The 21,849-nt window shown below is 60.3% G+C and carries 15 protein-coding genes; 7 read left to right on the top strand and 8 right to left on the bottom strand.

Annotated features, from left to right (window positions below; all coding sequences use genetic code 11):
* Positions 1-64: 64 nt before the first annotated feature.
* On the top strand, positions 65-1,258 hold the full coding sequence (locus LJX92_RS14655) for a TPM domain-containing protein (RefSeq protein ID WP_228308480.1): 1,194 nt from the start codon (positions 65-67) through the stop codon (positions 1,256-1,258).
* 107 nt (positions 1,259-1,365) lie between these two features.
* On the opposite strand, the gene LJX92_RS14650 is transcribed toward LJX92_RS14655, so the two are convergent.
* From LJX92_RS14650 to LJX92_RS14640, 3 genes are all read right to left on the bottom strand, one after another.
* Positions 1,366-1,755, bottom strand: a complete 390-nt coding sequence (locus LJX92_RS14650; protein ID WP_228308479.1) for a hypothetical protein — start codon at positions 1,753-1,755, stop codon at positions 1,366-1,368.
* A gap of 316 nt (positions 1,756-2,071) precedes the next feature.
* Positions 2,072-2,563, bottom strand: coding sequence for a GNAT family N-acetyltransferase (locus tag LJX92_RS14645; protein ID WP_032880770.1), 492 nt, complete (start codon positions 2,561-2,563; stop codon positions 2,072-2,074).
* Between the two features lie 250 nt (positions 2,564-2,813).
* The gene (locus tag LJX92_RS14640; RefSeq protein WP_032880771.1) at positions 2,814-3,416 is read right to left on the bottom strand and encodes a LuxR C-terminal-related transcriptional regulator; all 603 of its coding nucleotides are present in this window, start codon (positions 3,414-3,416) and stop codon (positions 2,814-2,816) included.
* A gap of 98 nt (positions 3,417-3,514) precedes the next feature.
* Here LJX92_RS14640 and LJX92_RS14635 point away from each other — a divergent pair, with 98 nt between their 5' ends.
* Positions 3,515-5,128 carry a hybrid sensor histidine kinase/response regulator gene (locus LJX92_RS14635; RefSeq protein ID WP_103734957.1) on the top strand — a complete coding sequence of 538 codons (1,614 nt, stop codon included), beginning with the start codon at positions 3,515-3,517 and terminating at the stop codon, positions 5,126-5,128.
* Here LJX92_RS14635 and LJX92_RS14630 read toward each other — a convergent pair.
* Positions 5,118-5,453, bottom strand: a complete 336-nt coding sequence (locus tag LJX92_RS14630) for a hypothetical protein (protein WP_032880773.1) — start codon at positions 5,451-5,453, stop codon at positions 5,118-5,120. The two genes, LJX92_RS14635 and LJX92_RS14630, sit on opposite strands and share 11 nt — an antisense overlap.
* A 175-nt stretch (positions 5,454-5,628) precedes the next feature.
* Between LJX92_RS14630 and LJX92_RS14625 the strand changes: the two genes are divergently transcribed.
* A complete protein-coding gene (locus LJX92_RS14625) occupies positions 5,629-6,111 on the top strand; it encodes a GNAT family N-acetyltransferase (protein ID WP_228308478.1) in 483 nt (160 codons plus the stop codon).
* Between the two features lie 510 nt (positions 6,112-6,621).
* Here the strand turns inward: LJX92_RS14625 and LJX92_RS14620 are convergent.
* Positions 6,622-7,116 (bottom strand): copper chaperone PCu(A)C, encoded by a 495-nt coding sequence (locus LJX92_RS14620; RefSeq protein ID WP_228308477.1) that lies wholly within the window; start codon positions 7,114-7,116, stop codon positions 6,622-6,624.
* The gene (locus LJX92_RS14615) at positions 7,116-7,724 is read right to left on the bottom strand and encodes an SCO family protein (RefSeq protein ID WP_032880776.1); all 609 of its coding nucleotides are present in this window, start codon (positions 7,722-7,724) and stop codon (positions 7,116-7,118) included. The genes LJX92_RS14620 and LJX92_RS14615 overlap by 1 nt, the downstream gene beginning before the upstream one ends.
* Before the next feature lie 180 nt (positions 7,725-7,904).
* On the opposite strand from LJX92_RS14615, the gene LJX92_RS14610 reads away from it, so the two are divergent.
* From LJX92_RS14610 to LJX92_RS14595, 4 genes are all read left to right on the top strand, one after another.
* The gene (locus LJX92_RS14610) at positions 7,905-8,288 is read left to right on the top strand and encodes a DUF2946 domain-containing protein (protein WP_228308476.1); all 384 of its coding nucleotides are present in this window, start codon (positions 7,905-7,907) and stop codon (positions 8,286-8,288) included.
* A gap of 62 nt (positions 8,289-8,350) precedes the next feature.
* The gene (locus LJX92_RS14605; protein WP_228308475.1) at positions 8,351-8,896 is read left to right on the top strand and encodes a putative natural product biosynthesis protein; all 546 of its coding nucleotides are present in this window, start codon (positions 8,351-8,353) and stop codon (positions 8,894-8,896) included.
* A 151-nt stretch (positions 8,897-9,047) separates the two neighbouring features.
* Positions 9,048-9,599, top strand: coding sequence for a cytochrome b (locus LJX92_RS14600; RefSeq protein ID WP_032880778.1), 552 nt, complete (start codon positions 9,048-9,050; stop codon positions 9,597-9,599).
* Between the two features lie 115 nt (positions 9,600-9,714).
* Complete coding sequence (locus tag LJX92_RS14595; RefSeq protein WP_228308474.1) at positions 9,715-12,609, top strand: RHS repeat-associated core domain-containing protein; 2,895 nt, start codon at positions 9,715-9,717, stop codon at positions 12,607-12,609.
* 51 nt (positions 12,610-12,660) lie between these two features.
* Here the strand turns inward: LJX92_RS14595 and LJX92_RS14590 are convergent, their stop codons facing one another.
* Both LJX92_RS14590 and LJX92_RS14585 read right to left on the bottom strand, forming a co-directional pair.
* Positions 12,661-17,103 (bottom strand): SpvB/TcaC N-terminal domain-containing protein, encoded by a 4,443-nt coding sequence (locus LJX92_RS14590; RefSeq protein WP_228308473.1) that lies wholly within the window; start codon positions 17,101-17,103, stop codon positions 12,661-12,663.
* Entirely contained in the window at positions 17,100-21,815 is a 4,716-nt protein-coding gene (locus LJX92_RS14585) for a neuraminidase-like domain-containing protein (protein WP_228308472.1), read from the bottom strand. The genes LJX92_RS14590 and LJX92_RS14585 overlap by 4 nt, the downstream gene beginning before the upstream one ends.
* Positions 21,816-21,849: the final 34 nt, after the last annotated feature.

Raw genomic sequence — 21,849 nt, 5'->3', positions numbered from 1 at the left:
TCACGCGTTATACGTCGATAAGGTAAAGTCGGCAGCTTAAGGAAGAAACCTCAGGTAACAAAACATGATAGGGAATTGGCGTCAAAAGGTCTCGGGTTTGCTGGCCCTGGTGCTCCTGGGCGTGCTGAGCATAGCCCAGGCGGACACTTCACCGATCGGGGTCGCCCTCGACCAGCGGGTGATTGACCTCACCAACACCCTCGACGCAACCACCACCCAACGCTTAAAAAATCAGCTTGGCGACCTTGAAACGCGCAAGGGCGCGCAAGTCGCGGTGTTGCTGGTGCCGACCACGGGCGGCGCCGCTATCGAAGACTATGCCAACCAACTGTTTCGCGCCTGGAAGCTGGGGCGCAAGGACGTCAACGATGGCATCCTGCTGGTAGTGGCCAGGGCTGATCGCGCAGTGCGCATTGAAGTGGGCTACGGCCTGGAAGGCATCGTCACCGACCTGCTGGCCCATCGCATTATTGAAGAACAGATCACCCCGGCGTTTCGCCAGGGTGATTTTGCCGGCGGTGTGCAACAGGGCGTGGACGCCCTGACCGTGCTGGTGGACGGCGGTGACTTGCCGCCATTGGTGGGCGCCGGGATCAACCCTCAATTTATCGCGTTGCTGGTGGCGTTTATCCTGGGCGGCTTGGGCGGCGTGGCGATCGCTGCCGGCAAGCTGCATTGGCGCCGGGCGTTGATCGTCACCGTGGCGGCCACGCTGTTGCTGACGCTGCTGGCGGGCGGTCGCGAGTGGCCGATGTTCCTGTTTGTCATGCCGCTGACGCTGTTGATAGGCGGCGCGATATTCGGCGCGCTGTGGCAGGTGCGTACGCTGTTTTACTGCGTAATCGGGCTGCTGGCTTATATCCTCGGGTTGGTGGTGGCAAACCAGTACGTGGACGTCAGTTTCATCCATTGGCTGCTGTGGCCACTGGGCGTCTTGGTGGTGCTGGGGTTGTACCTGGTGCTACTGCTGATCATGAGGCAGACCTGGCGCACCAGCCGTGCAGGTTTTAGTGTGCGACTGCTGGCGGCGGTAGTCGTGTACGTGGTGGCAGGGTGGGTGATTGACGGCGGCCGCGACGGCTGGCTATTGGCGTTTCCCATCGCATCGTTTGTCGCGCTGATCATCTTCGGCAAGGTCGGTGAAGGGACGGGATCGGGTAGCGGCTCCAGTTCGAGTTCCAGCAGTTCCAGCGCCAGTGACAGTTCCTCCGGTGGCGGTGGTTCCAGTGGTGGCGGTGGGGCTTCCGGCAGTTGGTGACGCGGTAGCCGATCCCCACACTTTCGAACCCCATCCATGGCAAGCGCGTGTTTGGCAATGCCATGGGGGGGCACAACGGTTTGGACCGCAAACAGCCGGTTGCAGTATTACGCCTTGACCCAATCGCCCTTGTCATCGGATTTGATTTCGAAATCAATGGGGTCATGGTTGGCGTTGCCTGGAGCGTTTTCAACGGCCTTTTCATCCGACGGCAGGAAGTTGCGATCTAACTGGCTGCGGGCAGTGTTGACCTGAGAGTTGTCGACGGCCTTTTCGTCCGCAGGCAGGAAGTTCTGATCCAACCGACTACGGTTGGCGTGGGCCCTGTATTCGTCGCCGATGTTCTTCCAGCCGCCCTTGCCATCGGACACTTCTGCATCGTCCCCAATCTGGTTTTCTTCCTTGGGGTTGTATCTGGCTTTGTCGTTGTCGATCCTGCCGTTGTCAACGGGTTGGTATGCAGGGAAAGATGGGCTGGAACCATTGATTGAAGACACGATTGCACCTCTCTGATAGCTGGGATATTGACCCGCCAGGACGTGGTCCCGGCTCGGCGTTTCGCAGGCTACAGCGCCATGAGCAGTCGCTCAATGCGGCCCATTCGGGTGAATGTAACCGAGTGAAACCGCTGTGGTCGCGGGTTTCCAAATAGTGAGAGTGGCGATAGGTGCAATCCGGCAAAAGGGGCAGCAGAGTCAGGCTGGATGTAAGAAAGCGTCGTTGGTTCTCAGGTTTTCATTTGTAGAAATACATTTGACGGCTCAGTGGTGTGCGCTTGTTTCACGATTGGAAACAGTTATGGAATGACCTTTCTTAGACAGTTCTCACCATTTCATGCCACGCCATCCCACCGTGATCCGACGGCGAAGGACGCACATAGGTGTAGCCCATGCGGGTGTACAACGGCACGTGCTGGTGCTTGCACATCAGGTGAATCGTCTGCTTGCCCATTGCTGCCATGCGCTGCACGAACGCGGTCATCAGTTTTTTTGCATAGCCTTTGCCTTGATGTGCCGGGTCGACCACCACCGACATGATCACCACATTCGGCGCCTCGGCCACATGGCCTACCAACTCCTTGAATGCCTCATCCGACATCACCACATTGTGGGCACAGCCGGAATTGATGAAACCTGCGATTTCGCCATCCGCCTCCAGGATCAAAAAGCCCTGGGGATACTGGGCGATGCGCGTGGTGATTTTTTCCAGGGTGGCGGCTTCGTCGCCTTCGTATGCGCTGGTTTCGATTTCAAAGCAGCGGTGGGCGTCGGTGGGCAGAGCGGTACGCAGGGTAAGGGTGGGCATGGGTGGTTCCAGGGCGTTGAGCGAAAGGCAACATCATAAACAAACGTCGAGCTTATGGCACAACAAGGCCATTTGCTTGGAGGGGAAGGTGTGAGGTTCAACTGAAATATCGGATGCAGAGCGCAGGCCTGACTGATGCGACTCAGTCCAATGTGGGAGGGGGCTTGCTCCCGATGAGCGAGTGTCAGTAAACGCATCTTGGACTGACCCACTGCCATCGGGAGCAAGCCCCCTCCCACATTTGGACGACCTAGAATTCCCCGGAATACTTTACTGCCGCCGCCGCCCGCGACGGCACATTCAAACTGCGCAGCAATGACGACACATGAATGCGCACGGTAAACGGCGAAATATCCAGGGCCTTGGCGATTTCCTTGTTGGTCTTGCCCTGGGCAATCAGGCGCAGCACTTCCTGCTGGCGGGTGGTGAGGGTGTGGGTGTCCAGCGGCAGCAGACCCGAAGGCGCGAACTTGACCAGCACTTCGCCGGCGCGAATCGCCAGCAACGCCTGGCCGATGTCGTCGGGGGCGATGTTCTTGCCGATGAAACCGTCGGCGCCCAGGGCCATCACCTGTTCGATCAGCGCCGGGTCGTCGACCATCGACACCACGATCAACGTTGTGCGCCGCAGTTGCTGGCGCAGTTCGGCCAGTTGGCTGATGCAAGTCAGGCCGGGGAAGCGCAGGTCGAGGATCAGAGTGTCGACTTCGCTCGGCTCGCACAGCAGCGCATTCACCGTGGCCAGGTCGCCGGCCTCTTGCACCTGGGCGTCGGGTAGCAGGCGCCGCACGGTGCGCGCCATGCCTTCGCGAAACATCGGGTGGTCGTCGGCGATGATGATCCGGCCGGTCATGGTGAGCTCCTTCCTGGGGCAAGGTGGTGTCGAGGCATGCTACTTTACCAGCGGGCCGAGGGCCCCTTTTCCAAAGATGATCTGTCAAGGATATGACTATGAGTCCCGAGACCAACTCCGAACTCGATCAGGCTAACCTGCGCATCGTGGTGGCCACCATCGCCATTGTGTATATCAGCGTACTGGGTTTTTTGCCCGGGCAGTCGCTGGACACCTACCTGCCGGTGATCCTGTATATCTTCGGGTTCCTGCTGGCGTCCATCGTGTTGCGCCAGGTGATCGCACGTTGGCCCGGGCATTACCCGGCGCGGCGCATCTTCGGCATGATCCACGACTACACCGGCACGTCGTTCGGCCTGGTGGTGGGTGGTGAGGCGGCGTTGCCGCTGTATGCGGTGATGGTCTGGGTGAACCTGGGCAACGGGATGCGCTACGGGTCGCGCTACCTGGCGATTGCCACGGGGCTGGCGTTGCTGGCGCTGCTGATCGTGTACCAGCTTACGCCGCTGTGGCAGGCGCAACCGTTCATGGTGTTGATGCTGATGATCACCAGCACGGTGATCCCGGTGTACGCCCATATCCTTCTGGAGCGCACGCGCAAGGCTTCGGAACAAGCCATTGCCGCCAACCTGGAAAAATCCCGCTTTCTCGCCCAAGCCAGCCATGACCTGCGCCAGCCGATCCACTCCATTGGCCTGTTCACCGCCTGCCTGCGCGAAGCACGGTTGGGGGATGACGAGCGGCGGCTGGTGGACAATATCGATCGCTCGCTGCTCAACGTGTCGCAACTGTTCCGTTCGATCCTCGACCTCTACACCCTCGACAACGGTCGCCTGTTGCCCAAATACCAGGTGATCCACCTGGGCGACTTTCTCGCCGACCTGGTGCGCCAGAATGCCGAGGCCGCACGCTGGGCCGGCGTGGAGTTGCGCTTGCGCCCCTGCACTCACTGGGTACGGGTGGACCCGGGCATGTTGGCAACCATGGTGCAAAACCTGCTCTCCAATTGCTTCAAGTACGGCGCGCAGCGGCCAGTGCTGATCGGCGTGCGTAGTCGTGAAAACGGCTTGGTCATAGAGGTGCATGATCAGGGGCGAGGGATTGCACGGGAGCATCTGTCAAAGGTCTTCGAAGAGTTCTATCGCGTGCGCCAATTGCGTGACAAGGATGTCGAAGGCGTGGGCCTCGGGCTGTCCATCGTCAAGCGCCTGGGGCAATTGATGGGGATGCAGGTGAGCCTGCGTTCGCGGTTGGGCCAGGGCACCTCGGTGAGCCTGCACGGCCTGGCCCTGGCCACCGCGCCGCGTCAACTGGCGCTGCGCGACGATGTGCGCCAGGCCGGTCTGCTCACCGGTCTGAAAGTGTGCCTGGTGGAGGATGACCACAACGTGCTGCTTGCCACCCAGGCGCTGCTGGAGCGATGGGGGTGCCAGGTGCAGGCTGAGTCGAGTGGGAAGGGGCTGGTCAGCGACTGCGATATTATCGTCGCCGACTACGACCTGGGTAATCACGCCACTGGCATTGAATGCATCGACGAGCTACGCCAGCAACGCGGTTGGGCGGTGCCGGCGTTGATCCTCACCGGTCACGACGTGGAGAGAATCCAGGCCGCGTTGCACGACCGTCAGATCGCCATCTTGTCCAAACCGGTGCGCCCTGCGGAACTGCGCGGCAGGTTGCGTGACCTCAGCCAGGAAAAAGTTACTGCATGAACGGTGTCAGCCCGTTGCCACGTGCGCCTTTTGGCTGGCAGTAGGCGGCAGGTTTCATCAGGCCAAAACTGGCGATCGCAAATGCACCGCCGCTGGCCCCGCTTGGTACGGAGCAGTTGTATTCGCCGGACGCAGTGTTGGCGACATAGTAAGTGGTCATGGAATCGCTGCGCACATTGGAAATACGTTTAACCGGCTCGCCCAGGTTGGTTTCCGACAGCTTCTTGAGGTGATCTTCAGTGGGCTTGATATTGCTGCAACCGGCGACGCCGATGATCAAGGCGCCCAGCAGGGCAAGGCGAGTAACAGGGGAGTGGAGTTTCATGGTGCGTCTTCCTTGGGGTTGTTTTGGTTTTTCCAGCGCGCAACAAACCCGCACGCAATGAATGCGCGGTGCTGAGGAAGCGTTGGAAGTGCCGAGGAATATAGCGCCGCGGGCGGGCAGGGTCGATTAGCACAAATGGGCTAATGGCAATTTGAGGTCATGGAAGGAACAGGCAGTGTTGGAGATAAAACGAGCTACGCCAGACGACGCCGACAGAGCGTTCGAGATTCGCCGTGACGCCATTCGCGGTCAGTGCATTGGCGCCTACAGCGCGGAGCAAATGGCGCTCTGGACCCGAGGTTGCGCAAGTGATGGCTACAGCGTGTTGATGGAAAAACCGTTCTACCTGGGCTGGGTGAATGGTGAAGCTGTCGCTACCGGTATGCTCGATCCTGACCACCATGAGGTGGGAGCGTTGTTCGTGCGGCCTGCGTTCACTGGGCGCGGCTATGGCAAGGCGATGCTTGCGCATGTGGAGGGCATTGCACGGCAGATGGAGATTGAAAAGGTAGTGCTGGACGCCACCTTGAATGCGGTGAGTTTCTACCGCTCGTGTGGTTATGTGGGGGATGAGCAGGCGGTGTATCGCTCACCCTCGGGGTTGGTGCTGGCGTGTGTGCCGATGGTTAAGCGGCTGCGGGTCATGCCGGCGTTTTGAATGCAGCGCGCAATTGCTCAATGACCTGAGCAACGCCTGGGCCCCGAATCCGTGGCGAGGGAGCTTGCTCCCGATAAGTATCGATATCTACACAACTCTGTAGCAGCCGACCGTAACCACGATGCGAAGCGAGCCGCTCTTGATCTGCTTTTGATCTTGATCTTAGGCGCCCCGTCAAACCACGCTGGCCGGAATTCGACAGGGATTTGGGGGGTAAACCGGCAGGGATGCCGGTTTAGCCGCCCCGCGCCATGGATGGCGCGTGGCGGCGGCCCCCCAAATCCATGGCGGATTACGGGCACACCGAGCCTAAGCGAGGTGCCGAGTGGTGGGGCAAGAGCGCTTTGGTTACTTTCGCGCTTTTCGAAAGTGACCCGCTGTAAAAGCGGAACCAATATCAGCCGTTACCTAAATAACGGATATGTACTCGGCCTGATCCAGCATCCTGGTCGGCCCTGAGGCCGCCATCGGGAGCAAGCCCCCTCCCACAGGACCGCCTACACAGGGCAATCAATGCATCTTGCTATGGTCCATCTGGCTGTGATCCATGCCGTCCAGGCCACGGGCATTGGCCTTCACCTCAACGGTCTGCTTTTCACCCTTGGCATCCTTCACCGTAAGGGTCAGCGGCACCTGGTCGCCTTCCTTGATCTGGCCGGTCAGGCCCATCAGCATGACGTGATAGCCGTTGGGGTCGAGCTTGACGGCTTTACCCGCCGGCAGGGCCACCGAGTCCACCGGGCCCATGCGCATCACGTCGTCCTTCATGCTCATTTCATGGATCTGCACGTCCTTGGCCACCGGCGAGGCCACGCTGAGCAGTTGGCTGTCGCTGTCGGCGGTGAGGGTCATGAAGGCACCGCTGGACGGCTGGCCCGGTACGGAGGCGCGTACCCAGGCGTCGGTCACTTGCACTTGCACTTGCACCTGGGCGCTGGCGTGGGCGGCGAGGCCGAGCAGGGTAAGGCCGAAGGCAAAGCGTTTCAGGGATTGAGCGGTAGTCATTAGCAGACCTCCATGACGGTGAGCAGGTCTTCTGCGCACTCTTGAGCGGTAAGGGATGCCTGCAAGCCAAGGCGCAGGTTGCCACGGGTGTCGAACACGAAGCTGGTGGCGGTGTGGGACAAGGTGTAGGTGTCGCCGGCGGGGATCTTTTCATAAAAGATCCCGAACTCCTTGGCGGCCACGGCGATTTCTTCCGGGGTGCCGTAGAGGGCTTCGAAGCTGGGGTCGAAGGCCTTGACGTACTTGTCGAGAATCTCGGGAGTGTCGCGTTCCGGGTCCAGGGTGATGAACACCACCTGCATGATCTTGCCGTCGCGGCCCATCAGCTTCTTGGCCTGGGCGGCGCGTGCCAGGGCGGTCGGGCAGACCGCTGGGCATTGGGTGAAACCGAAGAACACCACGGGCATCAGGCCACGGTACGAGCTCAAGGTGACGGTTTCGCCGGCGGTGTTCTTGAGCTTGAAGGTACGGCCCATGATCTTGTCACTGAGGTCCTTGCCGTACTTGAAGTTCAGTTTGGGGCTGTAGTCACAGCCGCCCAGCAGGCTGCCCAGGCCCAACAGGCCCATGCCGGTCAGCACTTTGCGGCGGGTGAATAACGTACTCATCAACTGTGCATCCTGTGAAACGCCTGCAGGGCTGTGAAGCGGCCGATCAGGCTTGGAAAAGGAGTAACGAGAAGGGTGCAGAGTCTATCAACCCTGGCCACCCTGCGTAATCTGCGACGTTCTGCCACAGGGGCGCACCGTACTTCATCCTTTTGCGGCTTCAGTGGTAGAGTCGCCGCCATGAAATTGCGCCACTCTGACCGTTCGCTGATCGCCTGGGCCCTGTACTTCTGCGTGCTGATGAACCTGTTCGCCTGCGGTTTGGGGCACGGTCAGATGATGGGCCAGCAGCTCAATGGCATCGGTGGGCTGTTCTGTTCGGTGGAAGGTGTCCAGTTGCCAATTTCCGATAAAGGGTTGGCTGACCCGAGTTCCAGCAACATCTCGAACTACTTTGCCTGCCCGGTCTGCAACGCCATTACCGTCGCTATCGTATTCCTGATCGGCCTGGCCTGGCTTCTTGGCCTCGGGCAAACCCCGCGCCCGGGCCATGAGCGGCGCAACAAGGCGCCACCGCGTTACTCCTGGCCCTCGGCCAACCCCCGCGCTTCCCCTGCATTCTGACGTATGCCTTGGGCCTCCTGAGACCAGGGGGCATTCTGCCGTCACGATTATGGGTGCTATCCATGAATCAACTATTGCCTGCAGGCGCGAGCCGCCTGGTCAGCAAGGCGTCCCGTCGCCTGTGCGCGGAGCCCGCGCTGCCCGACTACCCGAGTAATGCCCGTTGCTTTGTGCACCTGGATGCACGCCTGTTACCCCATTGGCACACTTTGTTCGATATCTGCCCGGCATTGCTCAAGCTTGACCCGCCGGAGGGGCTGAACCTGTTCCGCAGCTTTATGACCTGGGCCTATCGCAATCAGCCGCCGTTGGATTGGACCTACCATCTGAACGTCTGCCGCTGGCTGCTGGGCTCGATGTACCGTGCGCAAATAGATAACGAGCCGATAGAAACCTTTATGGCTGCCGCGGCGGCGTGCTGGGTGACGACCGATCAAAGCCCGGCCCAGGGCGTGGTTCTGGCCTGGCAAGACACACGGGTTGTCGATTGGAAGGGCAGGCCGCTGGTTGATATCGAACGCCAGGTGTTGCCTGCCCCGGTAGGGGATTTTGCCTGGTGCCCGTTGACCCGCCAGGCCGGCTTCAGCGGCTGGCAACCGGTGCCTTGAAGTGCTGGTCGAACTATGACGTGAGGCGACGTAAGAAACGCGAACTTTTTGTAGGATGAAACTGTTTTTTCATACTGCTGATGGGAACGGTATTTTTTTACCCGCAAGAGTGCGATGTTCACGTTCGACGCCAAAAACACAAGAGGCTGCGATGAAGAAGATGTTCGAGACAACCCCTTTGCCCAGTGATCACTACGATGTTGTCAGTCGGGCGCTGCACTGGTTGATGGCCCTGGTTTTCACCTGGATCTATTGCACGGCGGTGGCCCACTACCTGGCTTCCGACTCTACGGTGGACAAACTGCTGTGGCCCTATCACAAGCCCACAGGGTTGTTATTGCTGGTGCTGCTGATACTGCGGACCAGTTGGAACCTGTTGCACCGGCACCGTCGTCCTCCAAGCGTGAACCGCTGGTCATCGATCGGGCATGGCGCGCTGTATGCGCTGATGTTGCTGATCCCCGTGATCGGGCTGCTGCGCCAGTACGGCTCCGGTCGCGAATTTTCGGCGTTTGGCCTGACGATCATGGAGGGCCTGGAAGGCGAAAAGGTGCAGTGGATGATTGATCTGGGCCGCGACTTCCACAGCGAACTGGGGTGGACGATGCTGGTATTGATTGTCGGGCATATCGGCGCGGTGCTTGTGCATTCGCTGCGAGGCGAGCCTCAGGTATTGCGACGCATGTTCAGTCGTCGGGCTTGAAGCGCTGACGAGAGATTCGGAAGGCCCGCACGCTTCACAGCGTGGTGCGCTGCCATGCGACCTTCGAGCGGATGACTAGGCTTTGTGAACCATTGGTTTTCAGGTTTATCCGCTTATGCCTTCCTTGCACCAAAACACCCCGTCACTGACGGTTTTCGACCCGCGAGGGTTGACCGTGCGTAGCGTGGCTTACCACCGCAACACGCTACAACAGCAACCTCTGGAGTATGTCACACGCCAGGTATTCGGCGCCCGGGGCTTCCTGCAACAACAATGGGACCCCAGGCTATCTGACCTGCACGGCCTTGACGACGCTGTGCCGCCCAATCTGTCCCATCGCCATAGCCTCACCGGGCTACCCCTGAGCACCGATAGTGTGGATGCCGGTAGCCAGGTCATGCTGCCTGGCAGCGCTGGTCAGGTCGTGCAGCAATGGGACAGCCGTGGCGCCCGGCAGCGGTTTGAGTACGATCAGTTGCTACGCCCCGTGGCGGTGTTTGAGCGTGCCGCAGACGAAGCGGCAGAGCGCTGCGTGGAGCGCATGACCTACGCCGGCATGACGTCTCGGGAGGCGGCACGTAATCGCTGTGGCCGCTTGATCCGCCACGATGATCCAGCCGGTACGCTGTTCTTCGATCATTACAACGTACAGGGCAGCGTCACGGTGCAAACCCGGCGTTTGCGCGCACAATACACTGCGTCCGACTGGCCGCTGGCGGAGAGTGAACGCGACGCACACTTGCAGGCTGAGGCATTCACGACCACCTGGCGGTACGGCGCGCTGGGCCAGGTGCTGGAACAGGTCGATGCCCTCGGCAATCGTCAGCAATCGCGTTACGGCGTAGACGGCTTGTTGACCCACAGCGAAATAGTCTTCAAGAGCGGAGCGCGCAAGACCTTGGTGGATCAGCGCACCTTCAACGCCTCGGCGCAGGTGTTGGCCGAACGCACGGGCAATGGCGTCGTTAGCGTGGCCGAGTACGCCGATGCCGATGGCCGTTTGATGCGCTTGAGCGCCCACCTCAAAAACACGCCGGGTAGGCTCCTGCAAGACCTTTCATACCGCTACGACCGGGTCGGCAACGTGCTGCGCATCCACGACGCGGCGCAGCCGACGCGGTGGGCGACTAACGTTCAGGTGGCGGCGGTCAGTACGTTCGAGTACGACAGCCTGTCACGATTGATCAAGGCCACTGGCCGGGAAAACTCCCGTAGCGCCGGCACATCCGCGCTGCCGGGCAGGGTCACGTTCGGGGCCACGGACGACAATCTCTGGCGCAACTACACCCGACACTACGCCTACGACCCGGCCGGCAACCTGACGCAGATGCGCCATGTTCCTTCCTCCGGCAGCGGCTTTACCCAGCACATGCGCGCAGGTAAACACAGTAACCACAGCGTGATCGAGCGGGAGGGGGCGACGGCGCCCGGCCTGGGCAATCGCTTTGATCAGGCCGGCAACCTCAAGGAACTGGCGCGTGGGCAGGCGCTGACCTGGAATGTGCGCAACCAATTGGTTCGTGTTGTACAAGTGCTGCGTGACAGCGGCGAACATGACGATGAGGTCTATGTGTACGACGGCGCCGGCCAGCGGGTCAGCAAACGCCGAGTGGCACACGCCGGCTCACAGACCCATACCCATGAAGTGCTGTATCTACCGGGCCTGGAGCTGCATCGCCAGGGCACCTCGGGTGAATGGCGCAATGTGCTGCTTGCTCAGGCCGGGCGCACTGCGGTCAGAGGGTTGCAATGGCAACAGGGGCGCCCCGAGGGCATGGTGGACGAGCAACTGCGCTTCAGCCTCTGCGATCACCTGGGCAGCAGTACCTTGGAGCTTGACGAAAAGGCAGCCTTGCTGAGCCAGGAAAGTTATTACCCGTTCGGTGCGACCGCCTGGTGGGCCGCGAAGAATGCGCTTGAAGCAAGCTATAAAAACCGGCGTTACTCGGGCAAGGAGCGAGACGCCAGCGGCCTGTATTACTACGGGTTCAGGTATTACGCACCCTGGTTGATGCGGTGGATAAGTGCAGATCCGGCGGGGGATGTGGATGGGTTGAACCTGTACGCCATGGTCGGGAACAACCCTGTCGGCTACGTGGATGACAATGGCTTGCAGCGCAATCCCCTGGTTGAAGTGGTCATCATCATTATCATGGCGGTGTTGGCTGGGCCAGCCATTGGCCTGGACGCAAGCCAAGCCGCGCAGATAGCTATCGCGGGATTCATGATGGCAGTTGTGGGCGCAACGTTGTGGGTTCGCCAGCAGGTAAGAACTGACAGGAGCTGGGAAAACGAGCGCAGTGCAGTTTATCGAGAACTGGCCATGGAAAATGCCCGGAATATATTGCAAGGGGCCAACCCCAGCGAGGAGGAGATCACTGCGTTTGCGGATTTTCTTCATCAGTTCCGAGTGAACAAATCCGACAGCGGGAGCTACGCCTACGGATTGATACCTGATGATTACGGTGGCATTTATGCCTACACCGGACCCGGTCAGGGCAAGCACGCGGCTTTGAAAGCTGCCCAATCACACAAAAACCCGAATCGGGAGTTAAAAAGACTGGGATTTGAAGCGATGACGCTGCGCCCTCCGCGACATGAAAGGGTTGGCCCACTGCCGGCAGCCGGGCTGACAGCTACCGAAGTACGCCCGCTGACAAAAGCCGCAAGTGCGGGGCGACGAGGTTCTGGCGCAGTTGAAGAGGTGACGGCAGCTGAACGCCCAGGGCCTTCTTCCGGTCGAGCGCCGGAACGCCTTGTGATCGACGAATCAAATATTCTGAACGAGTTGCGTGGGCGTGATGGGGGAATTATCAGGGACGTCCTCAACAGGCTGGCATCCAGAGAATGGGCCATGGAAAGAGGGCACGCTTACGGAAATAACATTCGAGGCTTTGATTTGCCGGGGTATCGCGGCCAGCGCGGTCGCGGTGCGTATCGGCTATTGATTCAGCACGTCAGTGGCTTTCACTATCGGGCTGTCAGGGTGATGAATCCACACCGAGGGTGACGCGTTCTTTTGTCTTGAAGGCCGCTGCCTCGGCAACGGCCTTCAGTGCTGCTAATCGGCAGGATTGTCCTCCTCGGTGTCGTTTTCGTCCTCGCTTACGGTGTACCAGGCCCAATACGTTTGGCGCCGCAGGCCGCCATTGGCGTTGAGCACACTTACAGGGCGCCCCAGAGCATCATGCACCTGTCGCTCGCTGGGGCGTGAGGCGTTGAATGCCTCGTCATCGATGTACCCGGCACGGTCGGCGAAGTAAGGCCGCCAGGTCCGCGCCACGCCACCTCGGTTGTCGTATTCGACGCGCCCACTGATGCGCCAACGGCGACTGGCTTCGACTTGATCGGCGCCCTCGCTTAATGTCCCTGCGTGGTCGACCTCAAACGCGGGGCCTGATTGTGCCTGCTCCTGGGTTTGCCGCACGCGACCAAAACCATCACTGAAGGCGAGGGCTACGTGGATCTGCCGATCGGCCTCACCTGGCGTTCCCTGCCAGTGGTCGTCATGCAGCACCACGGCGTGCACCGGTACTCGACGGGCGGTCTTGATCAGGCTTATGAGCGTTTGATGATGGGGCTGCTGGCTGGGCAGGTGGTTGATGCGCGACAGCGCTGAGGCCCGAATGTGCCCGCTGGGCAGCAGGTAACCGCTGCTCACCCAGTGCGCCTGCACACTGGCAGGCGGGATGTGGCCCATCCAACTGAACACGTCATAAAAGCAGGCGCTCTGGGCATTGTTAAGGGCCGTGGCAGGATCGGCCAGCGCTTGTGTCGGGCCGCTATCGAGGGCGCGGGTGACGGATTGCCAGTTGTCATAGCCGACAGGCGCGCCCTGTTCCTCACCCCCAAGGCCAGTGGCAATCAGATGTCCGCGGGCATCGTATTGCGCGTACTGTCGGGTGCGCTGTGCGTCGGTGACTGTCACCGGCAGACCGTTCCGGTAGTCGTAGTCGGCTTGGGTCGAGCAGCCGTCCGCTGACTGAACCTTGATCACGTGTAGCCAGTAGGCATCGTATTCGGTCTGCGTCGCGGCGTGGCTCATGCTGGCCTGGTGGCGACGAGGCCGGTAGAACCCTTCAGGTTGCGCGTAACGGTTATAGCCGCGGCCGACCGACCAAAGTGTCATTGCATCGTCCTGCCCAGCAATCGCCGAGAGAAACGCGGACATCGGGCGATAATGCTGTTCGGTCAAGGTGGCGGTGATCTGTGGGTCCTGATAGACACTCAATGCCGGCGCATCGAGTTCGGCCACTTCGACGTAAGCGGGCAAAGCCTGGAAACTCGCGGTTCCGGGCGGTAACGGCGTGGTGTGCTCCGCCAGGCAATAGTGCTGCACCGACAGCCCGCCGAGTTGGCGCTGGTCACCCGGCCTCAAGGGGTTGGACGCGTCCTCGGCGACGAATTGTTCATAGCCGATCTGCCCGTGCGGCCATGCTTGCCTGGGTAGCGTCAGTACGTTGCTGCGCTGCTGGTAAGGCAGTTGCAGGCGCCAGCGTTGCGGTGCGTCCAGGTGAATGAAGCGGGCGAGGGTTTCGTTGAGGTAGTAAGCCTGTTGTGCCGGGTCGTGCGCCGCACGCCACCACTGCTGCTCATGGGGTTGGCCGGACGGCGCGGCGTCAGTGGCGCTCTTGCGGCGGGCATAATCGACCACCACGCTGTGCACAAGGCTTGCGTAGGTGTCCCAGCGCAGATTCAACAGGTGCCGACAGCGCGGATCATCCTGTTGGCGCTCGTAGTGACAGGTGATCGATTCCAGCAGCAAAGGCAGCAGTGTCGCCGGTTCGCCAGCCTTTCGCGACGGGCTTATAAGGCGTACCAGATAACGTTGCTGCTGCACCGAGTAGGGCACGCCGTTCGGCGGTTGATCGGCGGCGGCGTAGACCTCCTCGCGCAACAGGCTACCGGCCAGCGCACGCCGCACTTGATGCCAGGTCGATGCCTGCGGGTTGGCAATCAGGGTGTCCAGAGTGCGCCCGGTCTCCAACTGGCTCAGCAGGGTCGGCCCCACCACAGGCGCATGCCGATCCCCTGCATAAAACCCCTCTCGCGAAAGCTCAAGTGTATTGAACCAGCGCTTGGTCAGTATCCCCGATGCGGTATTGGCGTACGGCGGCATATCGCTTTCCAGCACCAGGCCGAAGCCGATGAACCGGCGCTCAACGCTGTCGTGACAGGCTTCACGGTAGCGAAAATACTGGGTCAGCCGATTGCCGCTGACCTGGTCTGTTTGCCGCTGATGCCGAACCACCGGCACGGGGAAGGGCAGGCTGCTGACTGAGGCTTTCCCCGATGACTGGCGCTGGTGTTTTTCGTCGAGCCATTCCTGGGCACTGCTGCGGTAACTCAGTTGGGTGGCCGCTCCCATGTTGTTGAGGGTTGCCGTCAACAAATAAGGTTTTCGGCGGACAAAGTCGAAGCGCCAATGCCGGGGTTTGATGTGCGGCACGCTCAGGATCAGGCTGGAACAGCCCAGGCCTTGAAGGTCGGCGAAACTGACCTGACACGTCGCGTCGTGGAGCACGCCGTCTGGCCAGGGCAACGTCACGGGCGGCATCAGCCCGCTGCCGGCGCGGTTCATGAGAATCAGCAGTTGTTCGGGCTGCAGGTAAATCAGGTCCACCGCGCCTGAACCGTCGAGGTCAGCCAGGCGGATATTGGCGGCGTCGAAGCTGGCGTAGTCGAACGGCAATGCCGCAAACATGAACCCCTTGCCGAAGCGTCCGCGGCCCAGGTTTGGCCAGCATCTGATTTCATTATGGCGAATACGCACCAAGTGCTGTTGACCGCTGCCCAACGGGTCGCAGAAGGCGACCAGTTCGGTCGATGTATGGCTGAGCGTGGGCAGACCCTCGTCGGCGTGCTCGTAGGGCACTTGGAGGCCGGCGCCATACCCCTCGCCCTGATGATGGGCATACAAACGCACGCTGTGATTGCCGATCAACGCAAGGTCCAGGCGGCCGCTGCCCATCAGGTCAGCGAATTGCCCGTGGGGATGGAAAAACTCCTGGGGTATCGCCGCGAACGGCGTAAAACTTGACCATTGTTGCTGCGTATCGAGGGTGAAAAAACCGCTCATGCCCGGTTGGGCCACCACCCATTCGAGGTGCCCGTCACCATTAAGGTCTGCCAGGGCCTGACGGGTGGCCTGGGCAGTGTCGGCGACGGGAATGCGTGGCAATGCCTGCCATGGCCCATAGGTCACCGCATCGAGGCCGGTCGCACGCGCAGCCCTGAGCGGTTCGCGGTAATACCAACTTTTGTCGGTACGGTGCAGGATGCCCGGCAGACCGTCGTTGCGCAGGTCCACCAGTTGATAGTGTTGCCCATCGTTGACACCTGCCATGCCGTCGAACGGCTGGTAGCGGGCGGGTTCCAGTACCGGCTTGAAGGCGCTATAGGCCAGTTCCAGGGGCGGCCAGGCGCTGGCCGTTCCCTGAGCGTCATATGCCTGGTTGTGCAAGGCATTCAAGCAACTGCCTGCGGCGTGACGGTCGGTGTGTTCCAGCAGCAGTCGCCGGGTCAGCACCGGGTCGGCGCCCATGCTCGGCTCATCCGGGAAGTAATGAAACATCAGGACTTGCCGGCAAAGCCGCTGGGTGCCGAGTTCAAAACCGTAGGCGTAATTGCAGAACGGGTCGTTGCGCGAGAGCCACGGCTGTTGCTCGGCGTAGGTCGGCACCTGGCTCAGCTCGATGTGGCGTTCGCCATAGTCGAGCAGCAGCTCGAAGTGCCATTGTTTCTCGGCGAGCACATCGGTATTCCAAAGCGCCAAGTGTTCGCAGTGTCGCAGGTTGCCGTAGCACACCCTGGCCAGGTAACGCTGCGCACGGTAATCCCTGGTGATTGGAGCGCGCTGGTCTTCTGGCTTGTAGTGGTAATAAATCTGCTCTCCCAGGGGATTGAGGCTTTCCTGCAACAGCCATTGGGCCACATGGCGGCTGTCCTCCGGGTCTGTGCAGCGAGCGATCAGGGTTTTGCCGAACAGATGTACGCAGCCGTCCGCACCCTGTACCAGCCAGAACCCGGCAGTATCACTTGAGGATGACCAATGTTCGATCCGATCGAACCTGCCCTCGACGATGGGTACATAGCGCACTACCCGATGTGCTTCACCCAGGGGCAGGCCGTTGTACTGGTCGCAAGCGGTGGCGTGAATCTCGCCATGGGCGTCACGCTCCGGGATCAGCTCGACACCCTGGGGGCTGACGAAACGGTCATCTTCGCCGTAGGCCGGGATACCCTTGCGTGTATCACGGCTGATCGCGCCCGCCGACAGTGTCCAGCCGAGTCCGAACGGGCCATTGCCTTGTGAGCTGCGATACCCGAGGCTCAACGCAGGGACGAAACCGCGTCCGGGCGAAATCGGCAAAGGCACGTCCAGGCACGCCTCGCCCCGTGAGCCGACAGGCCCCCAACTGACGCCAGGGCCCTGGATGGCACCGCCGCCCTTGGGCAGGGCAGGGATTGCCGGCTGCAAAAAATCGGATGACTGCATGCTCATCGCAGGCCTCCGCTGTTCCTGGCGGTGTAACGCAGGTGCACGATGATATCGGTCAAGGATTTGAGCAGGTCCCGTTGCCGCGTATGGTTGGGGAAGCTCAGTTGCCAGGTGGAAATGGCGCCGGTGTATTCGAACGGCAGATAACGTTCGTCACCGTCGAAGTTCAAAGTAAACAGGCCGCTGTCGTTGAGCCCGTTGGACAGGGCGATTTCCTGCCTGGCGCGCCAGTCTTTCTTTACTGCAACCTCGGGTTTATCAGAGGTGGGCGCAAGCTGCGTGGTATTGCCGGTCTGGGTCAGGAGGGCCTTGATGTCTTCGTAGGGCCCCAGGGTGGCAGGCAGCGAGACACTGACGCTTTTGATCCGTCGCAGGTAGTGGCCAGGGTAATCGTCGTCGAACAGCTTGCGGGTCAGTTCGAAGCTCAGCGTACCGTTAGTCAGCAGTTCGGCTTTAAGCGTTGCCCAGGGTTTATCGCCTGTGGCTGAAGCGTCTTGGTCGTGAAGCTGACGCAACGACACGGTTTTGGTGATCTCCAGCAGGCGTTCGTTCTGGGTGGCGTAGGCACTGCTCATGCTCAGCAAATTCTGTTTAAGGGCTTCGCCGGCGCTGAGGCCACGGTATTGGCGAACCCAGAGCCCGGTTTGAATGAAGTGTTTGTCCCACTCCGCGCGCTCCTCTTGCCAGCACGCCTCGGCGGCCAGGCACAGGGACAGGGTGGCGTCATACGCCTGGTAGTAGAACGTCGAAAGCTGGCCGTTGAGCCATTGATAGAGCTGAGCGTTGGTAAAGCGTTTACCCAGTAGGTCATACAAGGTTCGCGCCTGGGTGAACGAGGTTTGGGCCAGGCGCAATTGCAGGCGGGTATGTTGCTCTTGTTCGGTGTAAGCCAGCAGTTGTGCATCGACCTGGGCCAGTTCCAGGCGCGCCTGCTCCAGGGCATTGCCCCATTCGGCGGCGCGGCGGGCGAACAGGTCGGAGCGGTCGAGGTGGGCGGCGTTGGCGCGCTGTTCGTTGGCCATGCCTTGGGACATGGCTTGCAGCGCGTGAAAGGCACCTTCGTAACGCACGCCGCCATTGGAGGTGCCGAAAATATTCGGTATCAGCATCGCCAGGCCCGCGCCGGCTTGAGCAACCGCGGCTGCCGTTTCCCAGTGTGCGCTGTCCTGATACGCCTGGGTGGCCTGGGCTTCTGCCGGGCTGATGCCGACCTTGAGTTGCTGCTCGAAGAAGGCCACCCGGGCCTCGACGATGCGACGTCCGGCCAGTAGGGCATGCTTGTTTCTGGTATCGACCTGCACGGCCTGGGCTTGTTGCTCGACGGCTAACCTTGCCAGTTCCCAGGCCTGTTGTTGCTGGGATTCTACAGAGTGGGCCTGCTCCTTGCGCTCCCACAGTGACAGCAAGGTCACTCCCAACTGGATCAGGTTATCGACGGCCTGCAACGCGTGCCCCAGTACCACCTGGAAGCGATAGTGCCCGGCGTGCGCAGTGCGCAGGGTTGTCTGCACGCCGGCGCCGCCGGTGCCTTGCTGGTAGGCGGCCAGCAACGTTTGGGGTGTCAGCGTGGCGGCGTAGAGCGGCAGGCTCATGGGCTTGCCGGTCAGGTCAAGGTGATGGCGAAGGTTGTACAGGCGCGCATCAACCTTGTCCCAGCGCATCAGCAGGTCCGGGCTCAGGGATCGGCACAGCCGTGCTGTGCCGGCAGGCACCGGCGTTATGCCAAGTGACGAGGGACTTTGCAGTTTGTCCAGGGTCGTGGTCACCCAGGGATCAACAGCATTGAGCGGTGGGCGCAGCCCCAGCAATCCTTTAGCGCGGATGTACCACAGCTTGGCCTCGGCCAGACTGTCGCGGCTCATTTCCCGGTAGGCCGCGTCACCGCGATTAAGCAGGATATCGACATACAACAGGTACAGCGCCTGGCGAAAATGCACGGGGCTGCTTTTGGCCAGTCGATGAGCGCAGAGCAAGGTCTGGCTGGGTTGTGGCGTAGTGTCGGCCAACAGCATCGGCTGACGCCAATGGGCAGACTGGTGAGCAGGATCGAAAAGAAAACGTATCCAGACTTCGGCGTCGGCATATTGCTGTTCCAGGTTCAAACGGTGCGCCAACAACCAGGGCAGGTAAAGAAACAGCTCCCAGTAATACGCGCCATGGGCACCCTGGAAGTCCAGCAGGCTGTAATTCTTTTCGCCCGCCAGCGGTGGCTCACGCCAGGCGTCCGTTGGCAAGGAGAACAGGTGATGCACATCAGCCCCTGCGGTTTTTGTCAGCAGGCTCGCGACGCAGGTATTGGTACGAATGGGCGCGCGTTTGTGCTTAGGCGTAACGCCGTACTCGATGGCGCTGCCGTCGAAATCGATGAACTCCGCCGTGCCATAAGGCGCCGATGTGAGACGACGAATGCGCGGGGCCAGCGGGATGACAGGAGGATTGCTATGGGTGCCGAGCGTGAATGTGGCAGTTTTCAGCGCATAGCCCAGAATGGTAGGCGAGGGATAGCGCACATCGCTTTCCAGTATCAACACGCCGTGGATAAGGGTCAATGAGGTCGGGGGAGGATTGCCGGGGTCCTCGCCATAAGGTCTCATCGTCTGCGGCGCGAACTCGATCGGCACGTCAAAAAAATGCTTTATGGACAGTTCCGGGAAGGCATCGCGCAGGTTGCGGCGCGAGTGTTCGGCCTGCCCGACCAGCACGGTATTGTTCCTGTTCAGGGTTTCCGGCAAAGCAGCATCGGCTTGTTTCATATACATCAGTACGGGTCTGTACAGACGTTGTTTTTGGTAGAGCGTGACAGTGCCGATGAACAAGTCGTGCTTATGGTCCGGTGGCGAGCCGTGATCTTCATGGAATGTCAGCGAAACGAGGTAAGCAGAATCCGGGGCGTTGGAAAAATACTCGAAGGCTTCGCGTGAAATGTATGCCCCGTCCAGGTCCAGGGTGACGGAATCTGTGTGGGGGCTGGCATTTTTTTTCGGTGGTAGGGCAAGACTGAACGGTTCATTACTTTGATTGCGAATAAAGTCAGCCTGCTCGACTCCGGTTTTCTGGCATTTGAGGCTCAGCCCTATTTGCACGGAGGACACTTCAATGAGCACGGCGCTCTTGAGATGGATCTGTGAGGTGGCGCTCAACTTCAGTGTTTCATTTGCCCGGGGCACGCCGTTTGTACTCAAGGTCAGGGTAAACGTGACCAGGTCGTTGTCGTAGTTGAAGATCAGGGTGCGATGCGGCTCGAAGCCTTCTGCGAGCCTGGTCGTCACCTCCAGTATCGAGGTCGTGGTATTGAACTTGATATCGGCGCTCGTCAGCGCACGGATCTTGTTCTGGTGGCCTGCATAATTCCAGCCGTTGACAGCGCCATGAGGCGCGTCATGGGTTAAAGCCTCCACGTTTACCTGCGCGGTTTTCGTAGCCCTGAACTGAAACCTGGCATGGTTGTGGTGTGCAAACATGGCCAGGTAGCGCCCCGCCAGTTCCAGGTGAGACTCATCGAGCCACAGGCGCGTCTTGCGGGTGCTACCGATGCTCTCAAGCCAATGGGTGTTGAAGTGTTCGTCCACGCGAATGGCTTGGTAAAAGTTTCTATGGGTACCGTTGTTCTGCGCGGGTGCTGGAGCGTCCGGATTGGCGATGAGGCCCAGAAACAGCGACGGTGCGTGGGTGTTCGCGTCTACAACGGCAATCGTATGGGTGGCACTCATCAAGTCCTCTGAACTCAACTCGTCGAGGTCTTTGGCGATGTTGTATTCCTGGATGCACAGTTGCGGCGTGCTCCAGCTGTCATCGAGCTTTTTGAACGAGAAGTACAGCCGGAACTGCAGGTAGGTACTTTGTATCCGGGTATCCAGGCGTTGCTGGTAGTCCTTGTCGGATTCAACGTCGCCGCGTCCAAACGGGGTGATGTCTTTGGTGGAGGACATCGGATTGATACATTGGGCCCACACCAGGAAAAGACGGCCATTGAACACCACTGGGCGGATCGTCTGTTCGGGAACATTGTCGTCGATGGACAGATGGATTTTTTTCCATCCCGACCAGGCCGTTGGGTTGGGAGCGGTGCCCTCGGCTGGGCGCTCAGACATAGCCAGCGTGCGCCAGTAATAGGTGTTTTCAGAGCTGGATTTGCCAATGAAGTAATAGGCGCTGCTGGCGAAGCTGTCCTTGTCGCCATCGATATAGCCATTGAGGGTTCTGATATTGGCGAGTTCTTCGAAGCGATTGAGGTAACCGTGGACAGCCTTCAATAGCGATGCCGGCTCGGTCCGGAACTGGTTCAACTCGTCTTCCAGTTGTCTGAAACTGTCGCTCTTGTCGTGGCGCAGGGTGGGGCTCAGGTAACTGGCCGGGTACTGGCGAAGTTGTTGGTTGGCACGCCACAGCGAGTAGGTCAGCAAGGTGTCTCGCCATTCGGTCTGCTGGGCATGGCTCATGCCTGTTTTTTCGTAGCCGGGTTCCAGGCCCAGGTAGATGGCGTTGATGTACTGCTGAAGGCTGGCAATCGCGCTGGCAATACGAGTAGTGGGCACCGCGTGGCTGACCTGGGGGTCGAGCAGCCAGTAGGTGTAGACATCGTCGACGCGCTTGAAGGTGTCGGCCAGTTGCAGTGCCTGCACGGTGGGATCTTCGGGCAGTACGGTGTTCATGTAGAACGCCAGCATCGCGTCGCGCAGCTGTTCGTTGAGGTATTGGGTGATGGGGGCAGACATGGTCGTTCCTTGATCCGGTCGCAACAAAGCGGTG

It is taken from the genome of Pseudomonas sp. HN8-3 (genome assembly GCF_020790195.1).
Classification (GTDB): Bacteria; Pseudomonadota; Gammaproteobacteria; order Pseudomonadales; family Pseudomonadaceae; genus Aquipseudomonas; species Aquipseudomonas synxantha_A.
The sequence above is the reverse complement of the archived record's forward strand: the minus strand, read 5'-3'. Positions and strand labels throughout refer to the sequence as shown.

Excerpts from the sequence above, each read along its gene's own strand:
- LJX92_RS14635 (WP_103734957.1), top strand. The coding sequence starts at position 3,515 with ATGAGTCCCGAGACCAACTCCGAACTCGATCAGGCTAACCTGCGCATC.
- LJX92_RS14585 (WP_228308472.1), bottom strand. The coding sequence starts at position 21,815 with ATGTCTGCCCCCATCACCCAATACCTCAACGAACAGCTGCGCGACGCG.
- LJX92_RS14595 (WP_228308474.1), top strand. The coding sequence starts at position 9,715 with ATGCCTTCCTTGCACCAAAACACCCCGTCACTGACGGTTTTCGACCCG.
- LJX92_RS14600 (WP_032880778.1), top strand. The coding sequence starts at position 9,048 with ATGAAGAAGATGTTCGAGACAACCCCTTTGCCCAGTGATCACTACGAT.
- LJX92_RS14645 (WP_032880770.1), bottom strand. The coding sequence starts at position 2,563 with ATGCCCACCCTTACCCTGCGTACCGCTCTGCCCACCGACGCCCACCGC.
- LJX92_RS14655 (WP_228308480.1), top strand. The coding sequence starts at position 65 with ATGATAGGGAATTGGCGTCAAAAGGTCTCGGGTTTGCTGGCCCTGGTG.
- LJX92_RS14605 (WP_228308475.1), top strand. The coding sequence starts at position 8,351 with ATGAATCAACTATTGCCTGCAGGCGCGAGCCGCCTGGTCAGCAAGGCG.
- LJX92_RS14615 (WP_032880776.1), bottom strand. The coding sequence starts at position 7,724 with ATGAGTACGTTATTCACCCGCCGCAAAGTGCTGACCGGCATGGGCCTG.
- LJX92_RS14640 (WP_032880771.1), bottom strand. The coding sequence starts at position 3,416 with ATGACCGGCCGGATCATCATCGCCGACGACCACCCGATGTTTCGCGAA.
- LJX92_RS14620 (WP_228308477.1), bottom strand. The coding sequence starts at position 7,116 with ATGACTACCGCTCAATCCCTGAAACGCTTTGCCTTCGGCCTTACCCTG.
- LJX92_RS14610 (WP_228308476.1), top strand. The coding sequence starts at position 7,905 with ATGAAATTGCGCCACTCTGACCGTTCGCTGATCGCCTGGGCCCTGTAC.
- LJX92_RS14590 (WP_228308473.1), bottom strand. The coding sequence starts at position 17,103 with ATGAGCATGCAGTCATCCGATTTTTTGCAGCCGGCAATCCCTGCCCTG.
- LJX92_RS14630 (WP_032880773.1), bottom strand. The coding sequence starts at position 5,453 with ATGAAACTCCACTCCCCTGTTACTCGCCTTGCCCTGCTGGGCGCCTTG.